The organism is Bacillus sp. 220_BSPC, assembly GCF_001054655.1.
Lineage (GTDB): Bacteria > Bacillota > Bacilli > Bacillales > DSM-1321 > Peribacillus > Peribacillus frigoritolerans.
Map to the genome: position 1 here is coordinate 25528 of NZ_JVPL01000100.1, position 22549 is coordinate 48076.

At 38.8% G+C, this 22549-nt stretch carries 23 protein-coding genes and 1 riboswitch; of the genes, 22 read left to right on the top strand and 1 reads right to left on the bottom strand.

Annotation, left to right across the window (positions count from 1 at the left end; translation table 11 throughout):
* The first annotated feature begins 108 nt into the window (after nt 1–108).
* From ssuE to ADA55_RS28290, 21 genes are all read left to right on the top strand, one after another.
* Entirely contained in the window at nt 109–642 is a 534-nt protein-coding gene (gene ssuE / locus ADA55_RS06450) for an NADPH-dependent FMN reductase (RefSeq protein WP_048680796.1), read from the top strand.
* Nucleotides 643–922: 280 nt separating this feature from the next.
* Nucleotides 923–1031: riboswitch (SAM riboswitch) on the top strand.
* 156 nt (nt 1032–1187) lie between these two features.
* Nucleotides 1188–1331 (top strand): YezD family protein, encoded by a 144-nt coding sequence (locus ADA55_RS27920; RefSeq protein ID WP_072273036.1) that lies wholly within the window; start codon nt 1188–1190, stop codon nt 1329–1331.
* A 168-nt stretch (nt 1332–1499) separates the two neighbouring features.
* Nucleotides 1500–2216: a phosphoadenylyl-sulfate reductase gene (locus ADA55_RS06455; RefSeq protein WP_048680799.1), complete on the top strand. Its 717-nt coding sequence runs from the start codon at nt 1500–1502 to the stop codon at nt 2214–2216.
* Between the two features lie 52 nt (nt 2217–2268).
* Nucleotides 2269–3417, top strand: a complete 1149-nt coding sequence (gene sat / locus ADA55_RS06460; RefSeq protein WP_048680804.1) for a sulfate adenylyltransferase — start codon at nt 2269–2271, stop codon at nt 3415–3417.
* 42 nt (nt 3418–3459) lie between these two features.
* Nucleotides 3460–4059: an adenylyl-sulfate kinase gene (gene cysC, locus ADA55_RS06465; RefSeq protein ID WP_048680807.1), complete on the top strand. Its 600-nt coding sequence runs from the start codon at nt 3460–3462 to the stop codon at nt 4057–4059.
* 16 nt (nt 4060–4075) lie between these two features.
* Complete coding sequence (locus ADA55_RS06470; RefSeq protein ID WP_048680810.1) at nt 4076–5701, top strand: nitrite/sulfite reductase; 1626 nt, start codon at nt 4076–4078, stop codon at nt 5699–5701.
* A 20-nt stretch (nt 5702–5721) separates the two neighbouring features.
* Nucleotides 5722–5937, top strand: a complete 216-nt coding sequence (locus ADA55_RS06475; RefSeq protein WP_034306935.1) for a DUF3906 family protein — start codon at nt 5722–5724, stop codon at nt 5935–5937.
* Between the two features lie 19 nt (nt 5938–5956).
* Nucleotides 5957–6733 carry a uroporphyrinogen-III C-methyltransferase gene (gene cobA, locus ADA55_RS06480; RefSeq protein ID WP_048680812.1) on the top strand — a complete coding sequence of 259 codons (777 nt, stop codon included), beginning with the start codon at nt 5957–5959 and terminating at the stop codon, nt 6731–6733.
* Nucleotides 6733–7494: a sirohydrochlorin chelatase gene (locus ADA55_RS06485; RefSeq protein ID WP_048680816.1), complete on the top strand. Its 762-nt coding sequence runs from the start codon at nt 6733–6735 to the stop codon at nt 7492–7494. The genes cobA and ADA55_RS06485 overlap by 1 nt, the downstream gene beginning before the upstream one ends.
* The gene (locus tag ADA55_RS06490; protein WP_048680820.1) at nt 7475–8107 is read left to right on the top strand and encodes an NAD(P)-binding protein; all 633 of its coding nucleotides are present in this window, start codon (nt 7475–7477) and stop codon (nt 8105–8107) included. The genes ADA55_RS06485 and ADA55_RS06490 overlap by 20 nt, the downstream gene beginning before the upstream one ends.
* A 152-nt stretch (nt 8108–8259) precedes the next feature.
* Nucleotides 8260–9159, top strand: a complete 900-nt coding sequence (locus ADA55_RS06495) for a sulfite exporter TauE/SafE family protein (RefSeq protein WP_048680824.1) — start codon at nt 8260–8262, stop codon at nt 9157–9159.
* A 792-nt stretch (nt 9160–9951) separates the two neighbouring features.
* Nucleotides 9952–10470, top strand: coding sequence for a mismatch-specific DNA-glycosylase (locus tag ADA55_RS06500; protein WP_048680826.1), 519 nt, complete (start codon nt 9952–9954; stop codon nt 10468–10470).
* A gap of 743 nt (nt 10471–11213) precedes the next feature.
* Entirely contained in the window at nt 11214–12227 is a 1014-nt protein-coding gene (locus ADA55_RS06505; protein WP_048680830.1) for a glycoside hydrolase family 15 protein, read from the top strand.
* A gap of 246 nt (nt 12228–12473) precedes the next feature.
* Nucleotides 12474–14414 (top strand): 1,4-alpha-glucan branching protein GlgB, encoded by a 1941-nt coding sequence (gene glgB, locus ADA55_RS06510; RefSeq protein ID WP_048680836.1) that lies wholly within the window; start codon nt 12474–12476, stop codon nt 14412–14414.
* Nucleotides 14414–15580 carry a glucose-1-phosphate adenylyltransferase gene (locus tag ADA55_RS06515; protein WP_048680838.1) on the top strand — a complete coding sequence of 389 codons (1167 nt, stop codon included), beginning with the start codon at nt 14414–14416 and terminating at the stop codon, nt 15578–15580. Before glgB ends, ADA55_RS06515 begins: the two co-directional genes overlap by 1 nt.
* Nucleotides 15581–15597: 17 nt before the next feature.
* Complete coding sequence (gene glgD / locus ADA55_RS06520; protein WP_048680842.1) at nt 15598–16704, top strand: glucose-1-phosphate adenylyltransferase subunit GlgD; 1107 nt, start codon at nt 15598–15600, stop codon at nt 16702–16704.
* A 16-nt stretch (nt 16705–16720) separates the two neighbouring features.
* Nucleotides 16721–18157: a glycogen synthase GlgA gene (gene glgA / locus ADA55_RS06525; protein ID WP_048680845.1), complete on the top strand. Its 1437-nt coding sequence runs from the start codon at nt 16721–16723 to the stop codon at nt 18155–18157.
* A 126-nt stretch (nt 18158–18283) separates the two neighbouring features.
* A complete protein-coding gene (cls, locus tag ADA55_RS06530; RefSeq protein WP_048680849.1) occupies nt 18284–19789 on the top strand; it encodes a cardiolipin synthase in 1506 nt (501 codons plus the stop codon).
* Nucleotides 19790–19864: 75 nt separating this feature from the next.
* Entirely contained in the window at nt 19865–20620 is a 756-nt protein-coding gene (locus tag ADA55_RS06535) for an exodeoxyribonuclease III (protein WP_048680852.1), read from the top strand.
* A gap of 63 nt (nt 20621–20683) precedes the next feature.
* A complete protein-coding gene (locus ADA55_RS06540; RefSeq protein ID WP_048680856.1) occupies nt 20684–21088 on the top strand; it encodes a hypothetical protein in 405 nt (134 codons plus the stop codon).
* A gap of 15 nt (nt 21089–21103) precedes the next feature.
* Nucleotides 21104–21382: an HNH endonuclease gene (locus ADA55_RS28290; protein ID WP_082162815.1), complete on the top strand. Its 279-nt coding sequence runs from the start codon at nt 21104–21106 to the stop codon at nt 21380–21382.
* A gap of 43 nt (nt 21383–21425) precedes the next feature.
* Here the strand turns inward: ADA55_RS28290 and ADA55_RS06545 are convergent, their stop codons facing one another.
* Entirely contained in the window at nt 21426–21947 is a 522-nt protein-coding gene (locus ADA55_RS06545) for a DUF2179 domain-containing protein (RefSeq protein ID WP_034306915.1), read from the bottom strand.
* Between the two features lie 241 nt (nt 21948–22188).
* On the opposite strand from ADA55_RS06545, the gene ADA55_RS06550 reads away from it, so the two are divergent.
* On the top strand, nt 22189–22533 hold the full coding sequence (locus tag ADA55_RS06550; RefSeq protein WP_048680864.1) for a hypothetical protein: 345 nt from the start codon (nt 22189–22191) through the stop codon (nt 22531–22533).
* The last annotated feature ends 16 nt before the right edge of the window (nt 22534–22549 follow it).

Below are 22549 nucleotides of genomic sequence, written 5' to 3' on the forward strand. Positions count from 1 at the left end.
AGTGTAAGATTTGACTTATATTTTTCAGACAATTACGATAAATGTATACTTCACGAAATGCTTTAAGAAAATTATATCTGGAAATCTTGTAACATTGGAGGGTATCAAATGAGCGATATCGTAATTTTATCAGGAAGTCCGGCTATTCCATCAAGAACGGACATTTCACTAAAACATATTCAATCATTAGTCGAAAATGCAGGATTTACTACAGCTTATTTCTCGATTACGGATTTCTCAGCAGATGATTTATTCCAAGGGAAATATAATAGCGAGGATATCTCAAAGCTTTCAGAGAGAATTCAAGCGGCCAGAGGAGTCATTATAGGTTCACCGGTTTATAAGGCTTCTTATACAGGTGTATTGAAAGCATTGATTGATTTGCTGCCAGAAGGTGCTTTTAAGGGGAAGCCGGTGCTGCCAATCATGATTGGTGGAAGTAACAGGCATCTATTGGCGATTGACTATGCGCTTAAACCATTAATTTCAATATTAAAAGGCGAGCCGCTGCAGGGGATTTATTTTGTTGATAAGGAAATAGATAAACAGAATCCAGAAAACCCGATCAATGATTTGCATTTAATTGATCGCGTCCAGAGTCAGGTTCAAGAATTTGTAGAAGCGATACAGTTAAGAAATTAATGACTTCAATAAATTAATTCCTTCTATAAAAAGACTGGAATCCTAGAAATTTTTTTTAGAATAACACGCGTCAATAATAGGCCTAATAATGAAAATAGACTCATTTTTTTGGAGACTTTATCTAAAAAGACGAGTCTATTTTCGCATTTATATGAACATAAAATCATAAATTGAATAGTGTGTATAAAAATAACAGTTCATCCATAATATTAAACCAAGTTATTTTATAAGAAAACTCCATTGACAAGGATTAAATATATGTTAATATTTAAAATAATAAAACTTATCCAGAGCGACGGAGGGAATTGGCCCTTTGAAGTCCAGCAACCTGCATGATGGATGCAAGGTGCTACCTCCAACAAAATGTTGATCATTTTGGAAGATAAGGTAAAGATATTTACCTTGCGATCTTTCCATCATGGAAAGATTTTTGTTTTTTGTGAAAATTTTAGGCAGACCATAACAATGTAAGGTTGTATGGAATTATATAAATCTAAGAAATTTAAAATAAAATATTCGCGGATTTTCTTAAAGGAGGAACTGGTTTGGATAAAGAGAATCAGCTTGAAGAAATTTTTGAACGACTTCAAGAAATGCTTAATTCAATGAAATATGGATCCATTACACTTATTGTCCAGGATGGTAAAATCATTCAAATGGAAAGAAATGAAAAACTAAGAATTAAATAAGGTATCTGCTGACTAGAAAAACTAGAGGCGGGTTTAACTGATATAAAGAGAGTATTGGTTAGATTCGTCTCTTTTTCCTAGATTCAAATAACCGGGGGATATAACAACGGGAATTGATCAACAGTTACTCAAACCTGATACAGCAAGTTTTTAGAGGGGGCTACAAAGTTGGCTGCATTAATAAACTATGAAAATTTCAATACAGGGGACTTCCCTGTATTTCCTGCAGACAGTGAGACAAAAGGTGCTTTGGAAGTTCTGCAATGGGCGAATGACCATTATGGAGACAAACTGATTTATGCTTGCAGTTTTGGTATTGAAGGCATCGTGCTTACGGATTTATTGGCGAAGGTCAATCCTTCGGCTAAAATAGTTTTCCTTGATACAGATGTTCATTTTGAGGAAACTTACCAATTGATCGAGGAAGTGAAGAAGCGATATCCGAAGCTTTTGATCGAAATGAAGAAACCTGACTTGACGCTTGAGGAACAAGCGGCGGAATATGGCGATGAATTATGGCTTAGTGATTCCAATAAGTGCTGTAACATCCGTAAAATCGTTCCGCTTACAGATGTGCTTTCATCGGCAACAGCCTGGCTTTCGGGACTGCGGAGGGAGCAATCCGAAACAAGGGCTAAGACCGAGTATATCAATAAGGATAATAAGTTCAAATCAGTTAAAATATGCCCACTCATACATTGGACATGGAAAGATGTTTGGCGCTATGCCCACAAGAATGGACTTCCATATAATGTCCTGCATGATAATGGATATCCGAGCATTGGATGTAAAACGTGTACTGCACCTGCCTTCAATGCAGATGATTTACGCTCAGGCCGTTGGCAAGGAGCTCAAAAAACGGAATGCGGATTGCATTTATCTTAAATAAATAGAAATTATAGGCTTAAATAAATAGAAACCATAGGGGGAAATTAGCATGACCATCAGTTTACCGCACGGAGGAACATTAATCGATCTTTGGGAACCAAAATATGATTTTAGTAAAATAACGAAGTCAATCGAAATCGATGAAATTGCTTTAAGCGATCTTGAATTGATAGGCACTGGTGCCTACAGCCCGATTAAAGGATTCTTTACAAAAAGTGACTATGAGACAGTGGTGAAGGATATGAGGCTTAGCAGCGGACATGTATGGAGCATCCCGATTACGCTGCCTTTGACCGAAGAAACTGCAGAAAGCCTTACTATAGGTGAAGAAGTAACATTAACCCATGAAGGTGAAACTTACGGGGTTCTCTCCGTTTCCGATATTTACACTCCAGATAAGCAATTGGAAGCGACATTGGTATATCAAACAGATGATGAGAAGCATCCTGGAGTGAAAAATTTATATAACCGCGGGGATGTATATGTCGGCGGGGAAATAAAGTTGATCAAGAGAATAGAGCGTCCGCTATTTCAAGCTCATTATTTGGACCCAGTCGAGACAAGGAAGGCTTTCGCTGAAAAAGGATGGGAAACGGTTGTCGGTTTCCAAACGAGGAATCCTGTTCACCGTGCACATGAATATATTCAAAAGACAGCATTGGAAATCGTCGACGGTTTATTCTTAAATCCTCTAGTCGGTGCCACTAAATCAGATGACATTCCGGCAGATGTAAGAATGGAAAGCTATAAAGTGCTGCTTGATAAATATTATCCTAAGGATCGCGTCTCCCTTGCAGTTTTCCCTGCTGCCATGCGTTATGCAGGACCTAGAGAAGCCATCTTCCATGCGATGGTCCGTAAAAATTATGGTTGCACCCATTTTATCGTCGGACGTGATCATGCGGGTGTGGGCGATTATTATGGCACATACGATGCTCAAAAAATCTTTGGGAATTTCAGTGCAGATGAGTTAGGGATCACGCTATTATTCTTTGAACATAGTTTTTACTGTAAAGCATGTGGCAATATGGCTTCCGCTAAAACTTGTCCACATGGCAAGGAAGACCATGTCATCCTGTCTGGAACGAAGGTAAGGGAAATGTTGCGTAATGGGGAAATTCCTCCAGCTACCTTTAGCCGTAAGGAAGTCATCGAGGTGTTGATCGAAGGTCTAAAAAAAAATGAAGTTTATAACTGATTGGACATAAATGGAAGGATCACATAAGAGGGGGATTATCAAATGAGTAAAAGTACGAATGTCACATGGCATGAGACGTCATTGACCAAGGAGCACCGACGGAAGCAGAACGGCCATGAAAGCACGGTTCTATGGTTTACAGGACTATCGGGTTCCGGAAAATCAACGATTGCAAACGCGGTCGCTAAAGAGTTATACAATCGGAATATTCGAAGTTATGTTTTGGATGGTGATAATATCCGCCATGGCTTAAATAAAGATTTAGGTTTTTCTGAGGAAGATAGAACCGAGAATATTAGGCGGATTGGTGAGGTTTCCAAGTTATTCGTGGATAGTGGGCAGTTCGTATTGACCGCTTTCATATCACCTTTCAGGGCAGATCGGCAAATTGTACGTGATTTACTCGAAGAAGGGGAGTTTATTGAAGTATACATAAAGTGTCCGATCGAAGAGTGCGAAGTGCGTGATCCAAAAGGGCTTTATGACAAGGCCCGTAAAGGCATCATTAAAGATTTTACCGGAATCGACTCTCCATACGAAGAACCTGAACAACCGGAAATCATTTTAGAATCCGACCAATACAGCATTGAAGAGTGCGTTGAACAGGTAATCGGCTATTTAACAGCAAAGAAAGCGATTTAATCAAGGAGGAAATGTAATGGTTTACGAGAAATTTTGGTCGGAAAATCCACTAATCGCTAAAAATAAAACGGAAATCTGGAAATTGGAAAAAGACGGCTTGAAGATATTTGATGATATTCCACATTACGCAGCAAATGGGTTTGATTCCATCCCTAAAGAGAAATGGGATATGTTCAAGTGGGCAGGTTTATACCTGCAACGGCCAAAAGAAGCTGGTTATTGGATGATGCGAGTCGTTATTCCCGGAGGTATCCTGACTTATGATCAACAAATAACTCTAGCTAACATCGCTAAAGATTACGGGAGGGACGTATATGACATTACAACCCGTCAAGCCATTCAATTCCATTGGCTGACCATCGAACAGGTCCCGGACATATTGAACCGTTTAGAAAAGGTTGGAATGACTACGGCTGGGGCTTGTGGTGATATAACCCGTAATATCATCGGTAATGCATTGGCAGGCATCGATCCTGATGAACTTTTTGATACACGCGAGGTACTTTATGATGTATTTGAGTATTTCCGCCTTAACGAAGACTATTCGAACCTTCCGAGGAAATATAAAATGTCCATAAGTGCCAATATCCATAATGCTTCAAATGCTGAAATCAACTGTGTTTCATTCAATCCAGCTACTAAAGTAATGGATGGAGTAACGGAAGTCGGTTTTCACGTAAAAGTAGGGGGTGGGCTTTCCTCCGTTCCGATGCTGGCAGAAGAACTTGAATTATTCATTTTACCTGAAAAAACTGTGGAAGTGGCTGCCGCCATCACGACGATATTCCGTGACTTTGGGTACCGTGAAAAGCGTCATCGCTCACGTTTGAAATTTCTTGTCGCTGACTGGGGTCCTGAACAATTCAAGGAAAAATTGATGGAATACACCGGTCCGCTTCCTGATAAGGGAGAAAGTGCGGTGAAGGGATGGAATGCAGGGTATTTCTACGGCATCCATAAACAAAAGCAAGATGGTCTGAACTATGTTGGCGTCAATATACCAGTTGGTCGTCTAAACCCAGACGAAGTAATCGAGTTTGCCGAACTTGCAAAAAAATATGGAAATGGTGAAATCCGCAACTGTAATTCTCAAAATCTAATCATTCCTAATGTGCCGGATGCAAAACTTGAGGAATTAAAGCAGGAATCCATCTTCGAAAGATTTCCATATCAACCAAAGAAATTCATTGGGTATTCCGTTTCGTGTACAGGCATCGAGTATTGCAACCTGGCTCTAGTTGAAACGAAAAACCGAATGAGGACCATTTCTGAATCACTGGACAAGGAAATAGATCTCGATGTGCCTGTAAGGATGCATATGGTCGGCTGTCCGAATAATTGCGGTCAAAGAGCCATCGCTGAAATAGGGCTGCAAGGCATAAAAATGAAAAACCAGGATAAAAAGATGGTCGAGGCTTTTGAGATATACGTTGGAGGAACGCTGAATGAGGGCGGGAAGTTCAATGAAAAGCTTAAAGGAAAAGTGGAAGCTGAAAAACTCCATCATGTTCTGAAAGAAATGATCCTATTTTTCAAAGAAACAAAACTACAATCCGAAACCTTTCTCGATTTTGTGGAAAGGGTAGGGGTAGACGAATTACAAAGTAAACTTGATGATATATTAGCGGAAGTGGCCGTTTAATAGGGGAAGGTAAGCATTCCATGAATCTATACCGTTTTGAAGTCACTATCAAGGAAAAACCAATTCATGTCATCATTGTTGCCGATTCAGATGAAAAGGCGTTTGAACTTGTTGATATCGAGCTGGAAAAGCATTATTTGAAAATGCCTGAAGTGGATGACATCTCATTATATGAAAAAAGGAAAATTAAAAATGGAGCAGGTTTCGTTTTATCGGAATTCGAAACAATTCTCTAAGGGAAGGCAGGATGCAAAAATGGGGAAAGTATATCTAGTAGGAGCCGGTCCCGGAGATCCAGATTTAATTACATTAAAAGGATTAAAATGCATCCAAGAAGCTGATGTCATTTTATATGATCGACTTGTCAATAAAGAACTTTTGAATCATGCAAAAGACGGTGTCGAGCTGATTAATTGCGGTAAACTGCCGGATTATCATTTGTTGCAGCAGGATACCATCAATCGGTTCCTCGTTAAATATGCAAAAAAGGGAAAAATAGTCACCCGTTTGAAAGGCGGCGATCCATTCGTCTTTGGAAGAGGCGGTGAGGAAGCGGAAGCCCTTGCCAAAAGTGGCGTAAGTTTTGAAATCGTACCTGGAATTACGGCTGGAATCGCCGCTACAGCCTATGCTGGAATTCCAGTTACACATAGGGACCATGCGTCATCATTTGCAATTGTTACCGGTCATCGAAAAAAAGATGAAGAGGATAATATCAAGTGGGAATCCCTTGCAAAAGGAATCGATACATTAGCCATTTATATGGGTGTTAAAAACCTGCCATATATTCAAGGAAAACTTTTGGAACACGGAAAAAGCCCAGAGACTCCGGTAGCCCTTATTCATTGGGGTACATTAACAACGCAAAAAACAGCTGTCAGTACGTTGGCTAAAGTAGTGGAAACCGCCAATAACGAACAAATTTCGAATCCTTGCATGATAGTCGTGGGAGATGTCGTTAATTTACGGGAAAAAATCAAATGGTTTGAAGGAAAACAAACCGAAAATTTGTTGACGAATGAGGCCTTTTAATGGAAGCCATTTTATATATTTGCCATGGCAGCCGTGTTAAAGAAGCTTCAGCCCAAGCCATTGATTTTATTAAAGTTTGTATGCAAGCACAGCCATATTCCATTCAAGAGTATTGCTTCTTGGAATTGGAAACTCCTACGATTGAAGAGGCCTACGAACGATGCATTCAAAAAGGTGCGACGAGAATATTGGCCATTCCAGTTCTATTGCTGACAGCTGTACATGCAAAACATGATATTCCAGTCATATTGAATAAAATGAAAGAACGGTACCCTGCCGTTGACTTGAGATACGGAAGGCCGATTGGTGTCAGCGAGAAAATGGTTGATATTTTAGTGGAACGGTTGGAGGAAACAAATGTAAGTGTTACGGAGGGTTCCTTGGTATTATTGGTTGGAAGGGGCAGCAGTGATCCCGACGTGAAAAGGGATTTGTCTCGATTGGCCGATTTGCTAAGGAACAGGTTTCCAAAAATACGGGTGCAAGAGTGTTATTTGACGGCTGCCACACCAAGCTTTGGAGAAGCGTTGGAATTTGCGGTGGAATCTCGATCAAACCAAGTATTTATCATTCCATACCTATTGTTTACAGGTCTCTTAATGAAGTCGATTGAAAATAGTATAAAAAAGATCCAAAAAAAGGGGAAGCAAAGAATCATACTTTGCCGATATTTAGGTTATCACCCAAAGATTGAACAAGCAATTTCGGAACGAATTCATGAAGTGAGTGGGGAGGCAGCCTATGTATCCAATTACGCTTAATATCGAGAACAGAAAGTGTGTCATCATCGGCGGTGGTAAAATAGCTTACTTTAAAGCGGGCCCGTTATTGGAAGCTGGTGCTGAAGTTACCGTCGTAAGCCCCGAAATATGCACAAGTTTTCAAGTGTTGGAGAAAGAAGGTAAGATTCGGGTCTTACTTAAAGAAGTGGAAGAAACTGACTATAAAGATGCATTTTTAATCATTGTTGCTACCAATTCTACTGAAGTAAATGAACGAGTTTACGAGAACGCATCCGAAAGTCAGTTGGTTAACGTAATCAGCAATCATGAGTTGGGCAATTTTCATATACCGGCCACATTGAATAGAGGCATGCTTTCCATAAGTGTTTCTACCAATGGAGCAAGTCCAACGCTCGCAAAAAAAATACGGAATGACCTAGGTAAAGTATATGATGAATCATATGAAGAATATCTTGAATTCCTTTTTGAAGCAAGAATGATTATAAAGAATGGGTCATTTTCAAAAGAAGAAAAATCTAAATTATTGAAAGATTCAATAGAGGATATTTATAAATATTCCTTAAAAGAAAGATATCGTTTTTTAGCTAGGCTTTTACCAGTAGAAGCTGAAGAAAATATATCATTGGGCTGATCAGAAAAACTGAAGGCACCTAACCAACATGTCATTTCATTTTGGTTAGGTGCCTCTTTGTGTCTTAAAGGAAATCTAAATGATTTATACAGGCAAACGGTACCATCGGGTCGATGATATAGGTTCTATTTTAGTGAAAAAAGGGGAATGTCATGAAAAAGTTAATCGTTTTGGCCTTTATCGGGTTTTTAGCCCAATTAATTGATGGTTCGCTTGGAATGGGGTATGGAGTGAGTTCCACTTCCTTATTGTTGACATTCGGGATTGCCCCTGCAGTTGCATCAGCATCCGTTCATTTATCGGAAGTAGTGACAACAGCAGTATCCGGAGCTTCACATATAAAGTTTGGGAACGTGGATAAAAATATGGTCTATCGCTTGATCATTCCAGGTTCTATAGGTGCATTTGTAGGTGCATGTTTTCTGAGTAACCTGCCAGCCGAATTAGCAAAACCGTATATTGCCATATTTTTATTTGGTCTTGGTGTATACGTTTTATTCCGCTTTTTATTTATTTTTAAACCGTCAAAGGAAAATGAAACCGTAAGGCCATTGACCGCAAAACAATCCATTCCGTTAGGCCTTTTTGCAGGCTTTTGTGATGCAACAGGCGGAGGCGGTTGGGGACCGATTGCAACACCTGTTTTATTGTCAAAAAAAGGCATGACGGCGAGAAAAGCTGTAGGAACTGTAGATACGAGTGAATTTGCCATTGCTTTCTTTGGAAGTCTTGGCTTTATCATTTCTCTTGGATGGGAAGCTGTCAATTGGCTTTGGGTCGTAGCGTTGATAATTGGTGGAGTGGTTGCCGCACCAATTGCAGCCTGGCTCGTCAGGATGCTTCCTGCTCAATTAATGGGTGTTTTAGTGGGCGGTTTCATTATCTTAATCAATGTAAGAACATTATTAGCTACATGGATTCCGATTGAAGCCCATATATACATCTATACTGGCATCGTCATAATATGGTTTTCTGGAATTCTTCTTACCATCAATAAGATGGCCAATGCGAGAAAACATGATCATATCGAACACCGCCAGAATGTTTCCTGATTCCCGAGTTTGAAAGAAGCGAATGTACACAAGAAGCATATTCCGATGCGTAAATAAACTCGTAGGTATGTATGTACCTACGAGTAAAGTCTTTTGCCAAATGGAATTCCGACTATAAATTTGGTGCGGTTTTAATAAAGGATCTTGATCTCATTTAATAGATTCATTACCCTTTTTTGCTTTCCTAGGGAACTATTACTTTTACTCTATCGAATTTAAATCCCTGCCTGTTTGGATATCAGCATTTGATTGATGGAGGATAATTCAGCGTCCCGAAAGACCCGTTATTTCCACCAGAAATAACGGGTCTTTCGCTTGTCTCCGTGCCTACAATTGGTCTTCAGTTCACTACCAGTAAATGAATGGGCAAATTGAATGCACTCAGCTACATTCTTAATGTCCTTCAGCTGTCTGTCATTTCCGACGATGAGTACATGAAAATCGCGGATATCCTTTAATTTAAATCCCTGCAAGCTTTGAAAAGCATGCAGATTTTTGCTTTATGCCGGGACATCGGAAAAATCGGTTTATCAATTTATTCCTTGGAAAAAAATCTTTACCTGCTGCTGTGGTATCCTTTTCATAGCTAATTTCTGGTAGTGTGTCCGGTGAATGCGAACGTAATGTTTTAGGAGCTATAGGACTTCAATATACAATTTGTCAGGTCTTCACCCATATTATGGAGCCATCATCGTTCATCCATTTAAACCGTTATTTTAGTTTTTAAAGGTAGTTAAATATTTTTCAGTTTTGTACAATGATTAAATAGCAAATTTGAAAAGGAGTTTTAAAATGGAAGGCATCTCTGATCATTTAAAGGAAAATTTGGATATTTTGTTCGTAGGTTTCAATCCGAGCATTCGTTCAGGTGAGACTGGTCATCATTATGCGAATCCAAACAATCGCTTTTGGAAAATCCTCTTCGAGTCCGGGCTGACACCAAGGAAATATGAACCGACTGAAGACTCGTCATTACTGGATTTAGGTTATGGTTTTACCAATATCGTTTCCAGGCCTACAAAAGGAGCGGACGATATCACTAAAGATGAGTACATAAAAGGAAGGAAACAATTAGAAAGGAAAATAAAAAAGTATAAACCTAAACTTGTCTGTTTTGTAGGCAAGGGTGTCTATCAGGAATATCGTCAATTACGAAAAATCTCTTGGGGGCTGCAAGAAGAACCTACATCCAGTGAGACCATGGAATTCGTTGCCCCTTCTTCCAGCGGTTTAGTTAGAATGCCGATAAATGAGATCATCGAAATATATAGTGAGTTGCCCATTCTGCTTGGCCAGCTGAAAAGCACTTGAAGAAACTTATTAAAACTACGGTGAAATTATATGAGTCAGGATAATGGAATGGAAAAGCGATGGCTTTTTTCAGAGGTCAATGAAGGTGAAGGCTTTTGCCAAGGAGTAAAGGATTGTATACCTATTTTATGGGATACCTAAGTATCGGTTTTGCTAACAGGGTCGTAGATGCTTTCATACCTAGAATCGTTCCTTTGTCGCTCTTAGTACCTGAATGGGGCATCGAATGCTAAAGCATGAGCAAGCGGCCTTAATGGCGGCGCTGTTTGCACATATAACAGGTCTTTTCACTTTAGGATAATGGGTTGAATTTGGCCGCAGCTTTTCCAGCTTTTCTGGTTGCCGTTTTTACGAGAAGATATTGGGTACGGTTATGATTGGCTTGCTTTCCTTTATGAAATTACGAAATTTCTTTTAATCATTACTAAACATTTTAATGATAGGCCGATATAACCAGTAATGGCTTGCCATTACTGGGTTTTTATTTCCCAAGTACATATTTCATAAACCGCAACTTTTTGAGTTCGTTACCGTTAGGCAAATGACGCTTTTTAATGAACATTGGAAGCTTGATTATCAAAAAGGCCAGTGATTACATAAACTAGGGTGAATGTACTTCTGAAAGGTCGTTTTGGTTAGCAGAAATGAAAGCGCTTCTAATTGAAAATGAAACAACCAACGTTTAGAAAACGGGAGTCTGTCTACAATGGGAATAAGCAAATAACTATGGAGGTGCTCAATTGATGAATGTTAATGGTGCCCTAGAGGTTCTTGATCGCATGCGGCTTCCTAATGGTGCATATACTGCAAGCGTTTCCGATGATTATAATTATGTCTGGATAAGGGATGTCGTTTATACAGTAATACCTTTTATAAATGATCCGTCCAATCGTTACGAAAAAGCATATCATGCTTTATTCGACTTATTTCAAACCTATGAGTGGAAGATAGATATTCATACGGTGCAGAAACCCCAGTTTCTATTTGAACATATCCATGCAAGGTATTCCACTGAGCTTAAAGAACTGCCCGATGAGTGGGGGCATGCCCAAAATGATGCGGTAGGTGCCTTTTTATGGGGTGTCGGTGAAGGATATAGGCATGGTAAAAAGGTGATAAGAAACCAACGTGATTTAGAAATTGTCCAAAAGCTGGTCAATTACTTGGAATGCCTGCAATATTGGCAGTCGGAAGATAACGGGATGTGGGAAGAAAATATAGAAATCCACGCTTCAAGCATAGGTGCATGTGTTGCTGGATTGAATTCGGTCAAAATGCTGGTAAACGTCAAGGAAGAACTGATTAAAAAGGGAGAAGAAACACTTCGTTTCCTGCTTCCAAGGGAAAGTTATACAAAAGAGACGGATTTAGCCCTTTTATCGTTGATTTATCCGTATCGGCTGGTAGACCGTGAAATAGCACTTGAAATATTGAAGAATGTCACAGAGAGACTGGAAAGAACAAATGGTTGCATTAGATATGAGAAGGACCTTTATTATAATGACGGTCAAGAAGCGGAATGGTGTTTCGGGCTTCCATGGTTGGGCTTATGCTACCTTGAACTTGGCATGATGAACAAAGTTAATGAATATATATATAAAACAAAAATGATCATTCCGGAAAATTGGGAAGTTCCTGAGTTATATATTGGAGGCAGTAATATACCAAACGGGAATACTCCTTTGGCATGGTCAGTCTCATTATCCTATTTATTCTTGACGAAGACTTCCATGATTCGAACTGAACAAATAACATGAAGCATTCATACTGGATACCTTAAAACTCTTCCTAAAAAAAGGGAAGAGTTTTTCTTGGTATAATAATATTTTTACAATAAATGTCTTTTTTCTTTAAAAAAGTGTTTAAATTTACAAAAAAACGGCTATTTATAACAATAACTTCACCTCCATTTGAAGGATTAATATCATTTTCATCGAATATATATAATAACTGGGGAAGGATGGGTAAAATACTATCGAGTTAATACTGATGGAGGGGTTTTATTGAGTACAATTATTGACCAGCTACAAGAGATTTATCCAAGCGATTTCGATTTGTATTTGTTTCATGAAGGCACCCTTTATGAAAGCTATAAAATGCTTGGGGCACACATTGTGACAACATTAGGTAATGAAGGAGTACGCTTCACCGTTTGGGCCCCCCATGCCAAGCAAGTTTCAGTAGTCGGTAATTTTAATAATTGGGACGGAAAAGATCATGAGATGAAACGGATCGAGCGTTCAGGTATCTGGGTGTTGTTCGTACCAGGATTACAAGAAGGGGAACTCTATAAATATGAAATACATACACCCGGAAATAAACGTATCCTAAAAGCCGATCCATATGCCTTTTATTCGGAGGTCAGACCAAATACTGCTTCGGTCATTAAAAGGCTGGATAATTTTGAATGGCAAGATTCGAAGTGGATAGCCGATAGGAAAAAGGAAAACATTTATCAAAAACCCATGTCCATTTATGAAGTGCACCCAGGAACATGGAAACAGAAAGAAGATGGTGAATTTTATTCGTACCGTGAATTGGCTGATAGATTAGTTGAATATGTGATTGATAATAGTTTTACACATATTGAAATCATGGCCATAATGGAACACCCTTTTGATAAATCGTGGGGATACCAGGTCACGGGTTATTATTCCGTAAACAGTCGGTACGGTTCACCGGAAGATTTTAAATATTTAATTAACCTTTGCCACCAAAAGGGCATAGGAGTAATCCTTGACTGGGTTCCCGCCCATTTTTGTAAAGACGCGCATGGACTTTCCCGTTTTGATGGTACACCTCTCTATGAACCAATTGATTACACGAGAGCAGATCGCCCGTTATGGGGGACATACAATTTTGATTTTACTAAACCAGAAGTAATCAGTTTCCTTATATCAAATGTAATGTTTTGGATGGATGTATACCATATTGATGGGGTCCGTGTCGATGCGGTATCGTCAATGGTTTACTTGAATCATGATAATCCATTGCCGGTCAAGCTGAAAAACCAGTTTGGCGGTGAGGAAAACCTGGAAGCCATACAATTTTTACAAAAACTTAACGAAGTGGTTTTCAAGAAATTTCCCAATGCATTAATGATGGCAGAAGAAGCGACAGACCGGCCACTTATAACTTCTCCTACCGATATAGGCGGCCTGGGCTTTAATTACAAATGGAATATGGGATGGACTAACGATATCCTTCGTTATATGAAACTTGAAACAAATGAAAGGCCATATCATCATAACCTCTTAACCTTTTCATTTTTCTATGCTTTTTCAGAAAATTTCGTCTTGCCCTTTTCACATGATGAAGTGGTTCATGGCAAGAAGTCATTATTGAATAAAATGCCAGGTGACTATTGGCAGAAGTTTGCAAATTTACGGTTACTTTTTGGGTATTTCATGACGCATCCTGGAAAGAAGCTTCTATTTATGGGAGGAGAATTTGGCCAATTCATAGAATGGAAAGATGAGGAACAATTGGATTGGCTGCTTTTGGAATATGAATCCCACGAAAAGATGGCATATTACTTCCGTACCCTTCAGGATTTTTACAGCCAAACTTCCTCCCTTTGGAGACTGGATCATGTCCAGGAAGGTTTTGAATGGATCGATCCGAACAATAGTGAACAAAGTATCATCACCTTTATGAGAAAAGGTAAACGCAAAGGCGATTATTGCATTGTTGTCTGTAATTTTTCTGCACAGGCTCATGCTCACTATCAAATAGGTGTACCATCCCAAGGCAAATATATAGAAGTTTTCAGCAGTGATTCAGCAGCTTTCGGAGGATCGGGTCAGATCAATGAAGAACCCATTAATGTCAAAAAGATACCATACCATAATCAACCATACAGCATGGAAATAACTGTACCTCCATTAGGCATTTCTATTTTTATGAAGCAAACAAAAAAAAGACGGGGGAGAGTGACCGAATAATGGGAGCGAAAAAATGGATAGCAATGTTATTGGCAGGAGGCCAGGGTTCAAGGTTAGGTGAATTGACGATTGGTTTGGCAAAACCAGCTGTTCCCTTTGGCGGTAAATATAGAATCATCGATTTTCCATTAAGTAACTGCACTCATTCTGGTATAGATACGGTTGGGGTACTGACCCAATACCAGCCATTGATTCTAAATGATTATGTTGGTAATGGCAAAGCTTGGGACCTTGATTTGGATGTTGGCGGAGTTTCCGTACTTCCCCCTTATCAAGGGAAAGAAGGCGGTGAATGGTATAAAGGGACGGCAAATGCTGTTTATCAAAATATCCAATACATTGATAACTATGATCCGGAACATGTACTGATTCTCTCTGGTGACCATATTTATAAGATGGACTACAGTAAGATGCTGGATTATCACATTGAAAAAAATGCAGAGGCAACAATAGCGGTCATTCAAGTGCCGTGGCAGGAAGCAAGTCGTTTCGGAATCATGAATACCAATGATGATGATAAAGTCACACAATTTGACGAAAAACCAAAGTATCCAAAAAGTAACCTCGCTTCCATGGGAGTTTACCTTTTCAATTGGAAAACCCTAAGACGTTATTTAATCAATGATGAAAAAGACGAAAATTCTTCCAATGATTTTGGCAGCAACATCATTCCAAAAATGCTAGAAGATCGAAAGAAGCTATATGCCTACCGTTTTAATGATTATTGGAAAGATGTTGGAACGGTCGAAAGCCTTTGGCAGGCACATATGGACTTATTGGAGGATACACCAAATTTCCAGTTGGATGATCAGCAATGGAAAATTTTTGCACGCAATGCAAATCATCCGCCGCAATATATATCACCGGATGCCGAGGTCAGTCAGTCGCTTATCAATGAAGGATGCATGATTCATGGGAACATTGAACATTCGGTTTTATCCTATAATGTACAGGTGGGCTATGGGTCAACCATAAAAGATTCAGTCATCATGCCTAATGTCACGATTGGTGAAAACGTTCATATAGAAAGAAGCATCATAGCCAGTAATTGTGTTATAGAAGATGGTGCCGTAGTTGGCGATTCAGCTGTTACATCCGATATTACCTTAATTGGTGAAAATCAGACCATTCTCAATCCAAACAAAAAAAAGATCACTCTTAACTAGAAAAAGGGGAAGATGCTATGGAAAATGTGTTGGGTATTATTAACTTAATCAATGAAAGACAACATTTAAAAGATCTGACTGCTCACCGTAATGTGGCATCTGTGCCATTTGGTGGACGCTACCGCTTGATTGACTTTACTATGTCGAATTTCATTAATGCAGATGTATCAAAAGTAGCCGTTTTTCCAAAAGAAAAGTATCTTTCAGTTATGGATCATCTTGGCTCAGGTAAAGAATGGAACTTGGATCGGCGTTCAGGAGGCTTATACATCTTGCCCCCTATCCATCCGGATGAAACGGTAACAGGCGATATGAAGCAATTTTATGATCATCTCAGCTTTTTCGAACGTGCAGAGGCAGATACTGTCATCATTTCCCCAGGAAGCCATGTATGCAAATTGGATTTTAATGAAGTGCTTGATTATCACAAAAAACATAAAGCGGATATCACGGTGGTATATAAGGATTATGTAGGGGAATTGATTGAAAAACCAATTTATCACACCTGCTCGGTAGATTCGGATGAAGACATAACTGACATTAGCTTTTATACCATCCCTAGACCTGGTGACCATGTTTGTCTAGAAACCTTCATCATAAGTAAAACGCTATTGGTGAACTTGATCAAAAGCTGTGTTGCCAGTGGGGAATATGACTTTTTGAAAGACGCTGTGAAAGCAAATCTTCATCGTTTTACCGTTAAAGGTTATAACTTTACTGGTGATATGCCATTCATCCATTCCATTGAAAGCTTTCATGCCAGTAATATGAATTTCCTGAACCCTTCGGTAATTCGTTCTTTCTTCGGGAATACTTGGGATGTTTATACGAAAATCAAACATGAGGCACCGACCAAATATTCAAGTTCTTCGAAGGTTACCAATTCATTGATAGCCAACGGTTGTGATATTGAAGGGATTGTCGAAAACAGTATACTCTTCCGTGGTGTAAAGGTGAAAAAGGGTGCGATAGTAAGAAATAGCATCATCATGCAAAAAGGCGTGATTGAAGAAGGAGCCATCGTTGAAAATATCATAACTGATAAAGAAGTGAGAGTTACTAGTGAAAAATCAGTAATTGGTTTAAAACAGCCTACTGTAATAAAAAAAGCGGAAGTAATTTAATAGAGGAGGTGCGGCAATGAATGTTGTATTTGCTGCTTCAGAATGCGCCCCTTTTATAAAAACGGGAGGGCTCGGAGACGTTATAGGCGCGCTCCCGAAAGCGCTGAAAAAACAGGGAGTCCATGTAAGTGTCATCCTACCTAAATACGGGGATCTTCCTAACCAATTCAAACAGGAATTGGAACATATGACGAGTATTGAAGTTCCAGTTGGTTGGCGCCAGCAATTTTGTGGCATCGAAAAGCTTGTTGCTAACGGAATTACATATTATTTTCTGGATAATGAATATTATTTCAAAAGGCATGGTAGTTATGGTTTCTTCGATGATGGCGAAAGGTTCGCCTTCTTTTCCCGTGCAATTTTAGAGGCATTACCCTATTTGGAAGAAAAACCGGATGTTATACACTGCCATGATTGGCAAACGGGCCTTGTCAGCGTTTTGATGAAAGCCCATTATCATAACCATCCATTCTATCAGGATATTAAAACGATATTTACGATACATAATTTACGCTATCAAGGAGTTTATCCTAAAGCTGTATTAGCTGAATTACTCGATTTGAGTGAGTTATATTTTAATATCGATGGTCTTGAATTTCATGGGAATGTAAGTTATTTGAAAGCGGGCCTGGCTTTTTCTAACATAGTCACAACGGTAAGCCCAAGTTATGCGGAAGAAATTCAGATACCTTATTTCGGGGAAAATCTGGATGGGTTTTTACGTAAGAGAAATGGTGACCTTAAAGGGATTATCAACGGAATCGATTATGAGGAATATAATCCTGCAGCAGATGAACATCTTGCTGTTCCATTCGATTCTTATGAGGGTAAGATGGAGAATAAACGTCAGCTACAGGAATCGCTGGGTCTTCCTGTCAATGATGACGTACCGGTTTTATCAATGGTAACTAGGCTTGTTGATCAAAAAGGAATAGATCTTGTTCTCCATGTTTTTCATGAAATGATGAACCAAGGAGTTCAATTCATTCTTTTAGGTACGGGTGAAGAGCAATATGAATCGGCATTTCGTCATTTAGCTGACCAATATCCAAATCAGGTTTCAGTCCATACATATTTTGATGAGGGGCTGGCAAGAAGGATATATGCAGGTTCTGATTTATTCCTGATGCCATCACAATTCGAACCATGTGGTATCGGCCAACTCTTGGCACTGCGTTATGGTACACTGCCTTTAGTGAGGGAAACTGGCGGACTTCGTGATACGGTCATACCGTATAACCAATTTACTGGTGAAGGCAATGGCTTCAGTTTTACGAATTATAATGCACACGATATGCTCCATACAATTGAGCAATCTGTTGGTCTGTACAAATTCCAGCCGAAAAGATGGAGGAAAATGGCCGAAAATGCAATGAAGTTAGACTTCAGTTGGACATCATCGTCATTAAAGTATATGGAGCTGTATGAAAGTTTGATTCCTGTCATGAAGTGATAACTGGATAGGTAATACACAAAGCACTTGCGAACATTGTTTTCGTAAGTGTTTTGTTTCTTTTACCATCAAATATGGGTATATGATATTTATATATAAAATATTGCTGTGTAGGAGAATGAAAAGATGAAAAGAAGAAGGATGGAAATTGTATTTTTATTTATATTAATTGCTTCAGTTTATATGATCCTGTTCACTCAAGTTAGCTTCGACGTGAAGCTATTTTTTATTGGATTATATATTTTGGTCATGTTTATCACCCTATTTTCACTCATGCTCGAAAATAGATTTGCCCACGAGACACTTTTATGGATGTATGTGCTTTTGTTTTTCCCGGTATTTGGATATGTGTTTTATCTATTCTCAGGTCAGCTCTATTTAAAGGGGTATTTATTCCGAAGTAAAAGGAAAAAAGATCGAGAAGAATGGAAGAGTCTTGTTACACGGGTATCCTCTCCAGATTTATCGTTCTTGAATGATCATCAGCAATCATTCGCAGCTTTTGCCAAAAATGCATCTGAGACCACCATTAGTACATCGTCGAAAACGGAAGTATTAAAAAATGGCAACGAAACGTTTACAGAAATCATAAGACAGTTAAAAAAAGCTGAGAAATTCATACATATTGAATACTATATTTTTCGTTCCGACAGGCTTGGTACTGAAATTATAGATATCCTTATTGAAAAAGCAAAAAATGGTGTGGAGGTTTTATTCATTTTTGATGCGGCAGGAAGCTTAAGCCTATCAAATAATGAAGTTAAACGGATGAAAAATGCAGGGATTAAAGCCTATCCATTTTCGCCATTGAAACACGGTTTTTTCAATCAAAAATTTAATTTTAGGAATCACCGTAAAATCATCATCATAGATGGGGAAGTTGGCTTTGTAGGAGGTTTAAACGTAGGAGAGGAATATTTAGGCCGAAATAAAAGCATTGGTTTTTGGAGAGATACACATATGGTCCTTAAAGGTGAAGCGGTATATATGCTTCATACCGTTTTCCTTTTGGATTGGGAATATGTCAGCGGTGAAGATGTATTGCAAGGACGTCCAGAATTCAAGAATAAAGTGGTACAAGGGGATGGAGCTGTCCAGGTGGTAGCAAGCGGACCTGATACACAACAGGGGATCATGAGTGATTTTTACTATTCACTCATCACGAACGCCACAAAATCAATCTGGATTGCAAGTCCATACTTCGTACCAAATCAAGCGATTAAAGCAGCAATTAAACATGCCGCAATTAAGGGGATACAAGTCAGGGTTATGGTTCCGGCAGTAAATGATGGGTTTTTAACCCAATATGGCAGTCGCTCCTATTTCGGTGAGCTGCTTCAATTCGGCGTAGAGGTATACACGTACAAAAAAGGTTTTCTACATCAGAAACTTATTATCGTAGATGGTGATATGGCATCCATAGGAACGGCAAATATGGATATGAGGAGTTTCCATCTGAATTTTGAAGTGAATGTCTTTCTTATGGGCAGCCGTACCATTGAAGATCTCATCACTCATTACAAAGAGGATATGATGGATAGTGACAAACTAGATCCTATCGGGTATAACAATCGTGGTTTACTGGAACGTTCAAAAGAATCATTTGCCAGATTGTTTTCGAATGTACTCTAATGGGAAAAAAAGCAGATAAATAGTATAGTTGAAATGTAAAGAAATTAATTGGCCATAAGGAGAATTTAAGAGATTATGAAATTGGTTTCCTGGAATGTAAATGGAATTAGAGCTTGTGTTAAAAAAGGATTTTTAGATTACTTTAAAGATGTGGATGCAGATATTTTCTGCCTTCAAGAAACTAAGCTTCAAGAAGGTCAGATTTCACTTGAGTTGGAAGGATACCATCAATATTGGAATTATGCACTGAAAAAAGGATATTCAGGTACAGCCATTTTCACGAAGGAAAAACCGCTTTCAGTGAAATATGGTGTAGGAGAGCTGGATGAGGAGCCGGAAGGCAGGATCATAACACTGGAATTCGAGAGTTTTTATATGGTGAATGTTTATACCCCCAATGCAAAAAGGGATTTATCAAGATTGAATTACCGTCTCGAATGGGAAGATGAGATGATAAAATATCTTAAGGAACTGGACTTGGTGAAGCCGGTTATCTTTTGTGGCGACCTCAATGTCGCACACCAGGAAATCGACTTGAAAAACCCAAAACCCAATATAGGGAATTCCGGTTTTACAAATGAAGAACGTGGAAAGATGACTGAATTACTTGATTCAGGGTTTATCGATACATTTCGTCATTTTTATCCAGACCAGGAAGGCTCTTATACTTGGTGGTCATATATGGCAAAAGTCAGGGAGCGGAATATTGGGTGGAGAATCGATTATTTCATTGTTTCAAAACGTCTGGCGGAATCTTTAATAGAGGCAAACATTCACTGCGATGTCATGGGCAGCGATCATTGCCCGGTCGTTTTGGAAACAAACCTCTAAATGGAATAAATTCGGTTAAATGGGGATACTAATGGTTATCCATATTCAACAGGAGGTTTGATTATGAACACATTTATCGTGGGCTTTCATCAAGAAGATAATGTAGACAGCATGCAAGTGCAAAAATTGACGTCGGCTGAGTTTGAAAAAGCAACATCACGCGGTTTTCGCAGGTTATTTGAACTGGATACAAATATCGGTTATTTCGTATTTTTTGATGCTGAAAATGATGAGGGTGATCTATCCCATCTAGTTTTACAGTATGAAGAAGATAATCAGGATCCAAGTGATTGTTACTCCTTTACTAAAAATGATTTTTATGAGTTCATGGCACTTTATTTACAAGGGATGGATGAAGTGGAAGTGGAGGATGAAGAAGATGATGACAATGAAGAGTACGGACCAATCCATCATCTTGCCCATTTGATGTTTCATATTGTTGAAGAAGGAAAATCCGTTAAGCCATAATGGCCGAGTAATGAAATGATAGGTACATGTGAGCTTTGTGATAGGGATGAGATAGAACTGACCATCCATCATTTAACACCTAGAGAATTAGGCGGAAGCCATTTACCGATAGCCTATCTCTGTAAATCTTGCCACAAACAACTTCACGCACTGTATTCAAACCGAGAACTGGCCATCCGACTAAATACCGTGCTTTTGTTAAAAGATGATGAAGCATTAAGAAAATATTTAAAGTGGATTAAAAAACAACCGGTAACGAGGGCAGTGAGAATAAGAAAATCTAAAACGAAATAAAGCAAAAGCCCATCTTAATAAGATGGGCTTTTGCTATTCATTTTCAGCTTGCTTTATTTTTCAACCGATCCAATAAAAATCCACCTTTAAAATAACGTGGTTCATATGAAATGATAAAAGCCTTTGGTTCAAACTTTTCAACGGTTGCTATCAATTCTTGTTCCCGATTGCGTTTGGTCAGGATTTCCATACGATAACGGTTGCTATCCCTGCCCTCGCCCGTATAAAGAGTTACACCAAATCCGTTGTTCCTCAATGTATCTACCAAATGTTCATTTTTGGTTTGAGTATTAACGGTTACATTAATAAAGCCGATGGCAAGTTTTTGCTCAATTTTCGTACCAAAAATTATTCCGATTCCAAAACCGACTGCATATACAACCATGGCGAGTATGCTTTGGTCACCGCCAAATACGAGGGATAATCCAAAAACGTATATTAACATTTCTGCGATACCCAGTATTGAGGCGAGTATGGTAATATTTTTCACTAAGAAAATGGTTCGCAATGTGTAAATCGGAACATAAATAAGTTGTAATAGTAGAATCAGAAGTATTTCTTTCACTTGAGCACCTCACCAAAATCTTCCAGTTTGATTAGACGTTTCAAATGGAGATTGTTCATTCCATAAGTAACATCTTCCCTAATATAACCACATCATAATAGGGGAATTCAATGGGGAATATTATGTATTTTTTGTGTCATTTCCATGGACACAGAATTAAAAATCCCATAAGATTTTTCAATATTCTTTTTTTAATTAATTTGGTATCATTATCCTTATTAATTCATATGGGGGAATGATGATGTTTAATTATGATGGTCGGATATTCAAAGCTAAAATCAATTCTGAAAATGGAGAAGTGTCAGGAAACACTACCTTCCACTATTCACAAGACGGCTCAATTCTTTCAGCAAGTTATCAGGGGGGAGAGATTGTTAAAGGGACTTTAATAGGGCTGGTCAATCTGGATGGAACTCTGGAATTCAGGTATAATCATATCAATGAAAAAGGGGAAATTAGAGGAGGCAGCTGCCTTTCCACCCCTGAAATGCTGCCTGATGGAAGGTTGCGCTTGCATGAAAAATGGAAATGGTCAGATCTCGAACGGACTGAAGGACATTCCATCATTGAAGAAGTGAGAAAATAACAATCTACTTAGAGGG

What these genes read in the sequence shown, in the direction of transcription:
- ADA55_RS06485 (WP_048680816.1), top strand. Translation starts at nt 6,733, where the DNA reads ATGGAAGCCATTTTATATATTTGCCATGGCAGCCGTGTTAAAGAAGCT.
- ADA55_RS06495 (WP_048680824.1), top strand. Translation starts at nt 8,260, where the DNA reads ATGAAAAAGTTAATCGTTTTGGCCTTTATCGGGTTTTTAGCCCAATTA.
- ADA55_RS06535 (WP_048680852.1), top strand. Translation starts at nt 19,865, where the DNA reads ATGAAATTGGTTTCCTGGAATGTAAATGGAATTAGAGCTTGTGTTAAA.
- glgA (WP_048680845.1), top strand. Translation starts at nt 16,721, where the DNA reads ATGAATGTTGTATTTGCTGCTTCAGAATGCGCCCCTTTTATAAAAACG.
- glgD (WP_048680842.1), top strand. Translation starts at nt 15,598, where the DNA reads ATGGAAAATGTGTTGGGTATTATTAACTTAATCAATGAAAGACAACAT.
- ssuE (WP_048680796.1), top strand. Translation starts at nt 109, where the DNA reads ATGAGCGATATCGTAATTTTATCAGGAAGTCCGGCTATTCCATCAAGA.
- sat (WP_048680804.1), top strand. Translation starts at nt 2,269, where the DNA reads ATGACCATCAGTTTACCGCACGGAGGAACATTAATCGATCTTTGGGAA.
- ADA55_RS28290 (WP_082162815.1), top strand. Translation starts at nt 21,104, where the DNA reads ATGATAGGTACATGTGAGCTTTGTGATAGGGATGAGATAGAACTGACC.
- ADA55_RS06540 (WP_048680856.1), top strand. Translation starts at nt 20,684, where the DNA reads ATGAACACATTTATCGTGGGCTTTCATCAAGAAGATAATGTAGACAGC.
- ADA55_RS06505 (WP_048680830.1), top strand. Translation starts at nt 11,214, where the DNA reads ATGAATGTTAATGGTGCCCTAGAGGTTCTTGATCGCATGCGGCTTCCT.
- ADA55_RS06490 (WP_048680820.1), top strand. Translation starts at nt 7,475, where the DNA reads ATGTATCCAATTACGCTTAATATCGAGAACAGAAAGTGTGTCATCATC.
- ADA55_RS06470 (WP_048680810.1), top strand. Translation starts at nt 4,076, where the DNA reads ATGGTTTACGAGAAATTTTGGTCGGAAAATCCACTAATCGCTAAAAAT.
- ADA55_RS06475 (WP_034306935.1), top strand. Translation starts at nt 5,722, where the DNA reads ATGAATCTATACCGTTTTGAAGTCACTATCAAGGAAAAACCAATTCAT.
- ADA55_RS06550 (WP_048680864.1), top strand. Translation starts at nt 22,189, where the DNA reads ATGTTTAATTATGATGGTCGGATATTCAAAGCTAAAATCAATTCTGAA.
- ADA55_RS06500 (WP_048680826.1), top strand. Translation starts at nt 9,952, where the DNA reads ATGGAAGGCATCTCTGATCATTTAAAGGAAAATTTGGATATTTTGTTC.
- cysC (WP_048680807.1), top strand. Translation starts at nt 3,460, where the DNA reads ATGAGTAAAAGTACGAATGTCACATGGCATGAGACGTCATTGACCAAG.
- ADA55_RS06515 (WP_048680838.1), top strand. Translation starts at nt 14,414, where the DNA reads ATGGGAGCGAAAAAATGGATAGCAATGTTATTGGCAGGAGGCCAGGGT.
- cls (WP_048680849.1), top strand. Translation starts at nt 18,284, where the DNA reads ATGAAAAGAAGAAGGATGGAAATTGTATTTTTATTTATATTAATTGCT.
- cobA (WP_048680812.1), top strand. Translation starts at nt 5,957, where the DNA reads ATGGGGAAAGTATATCTAGTAGGAGCCGGTCCCGGAGATCCAGATTTA.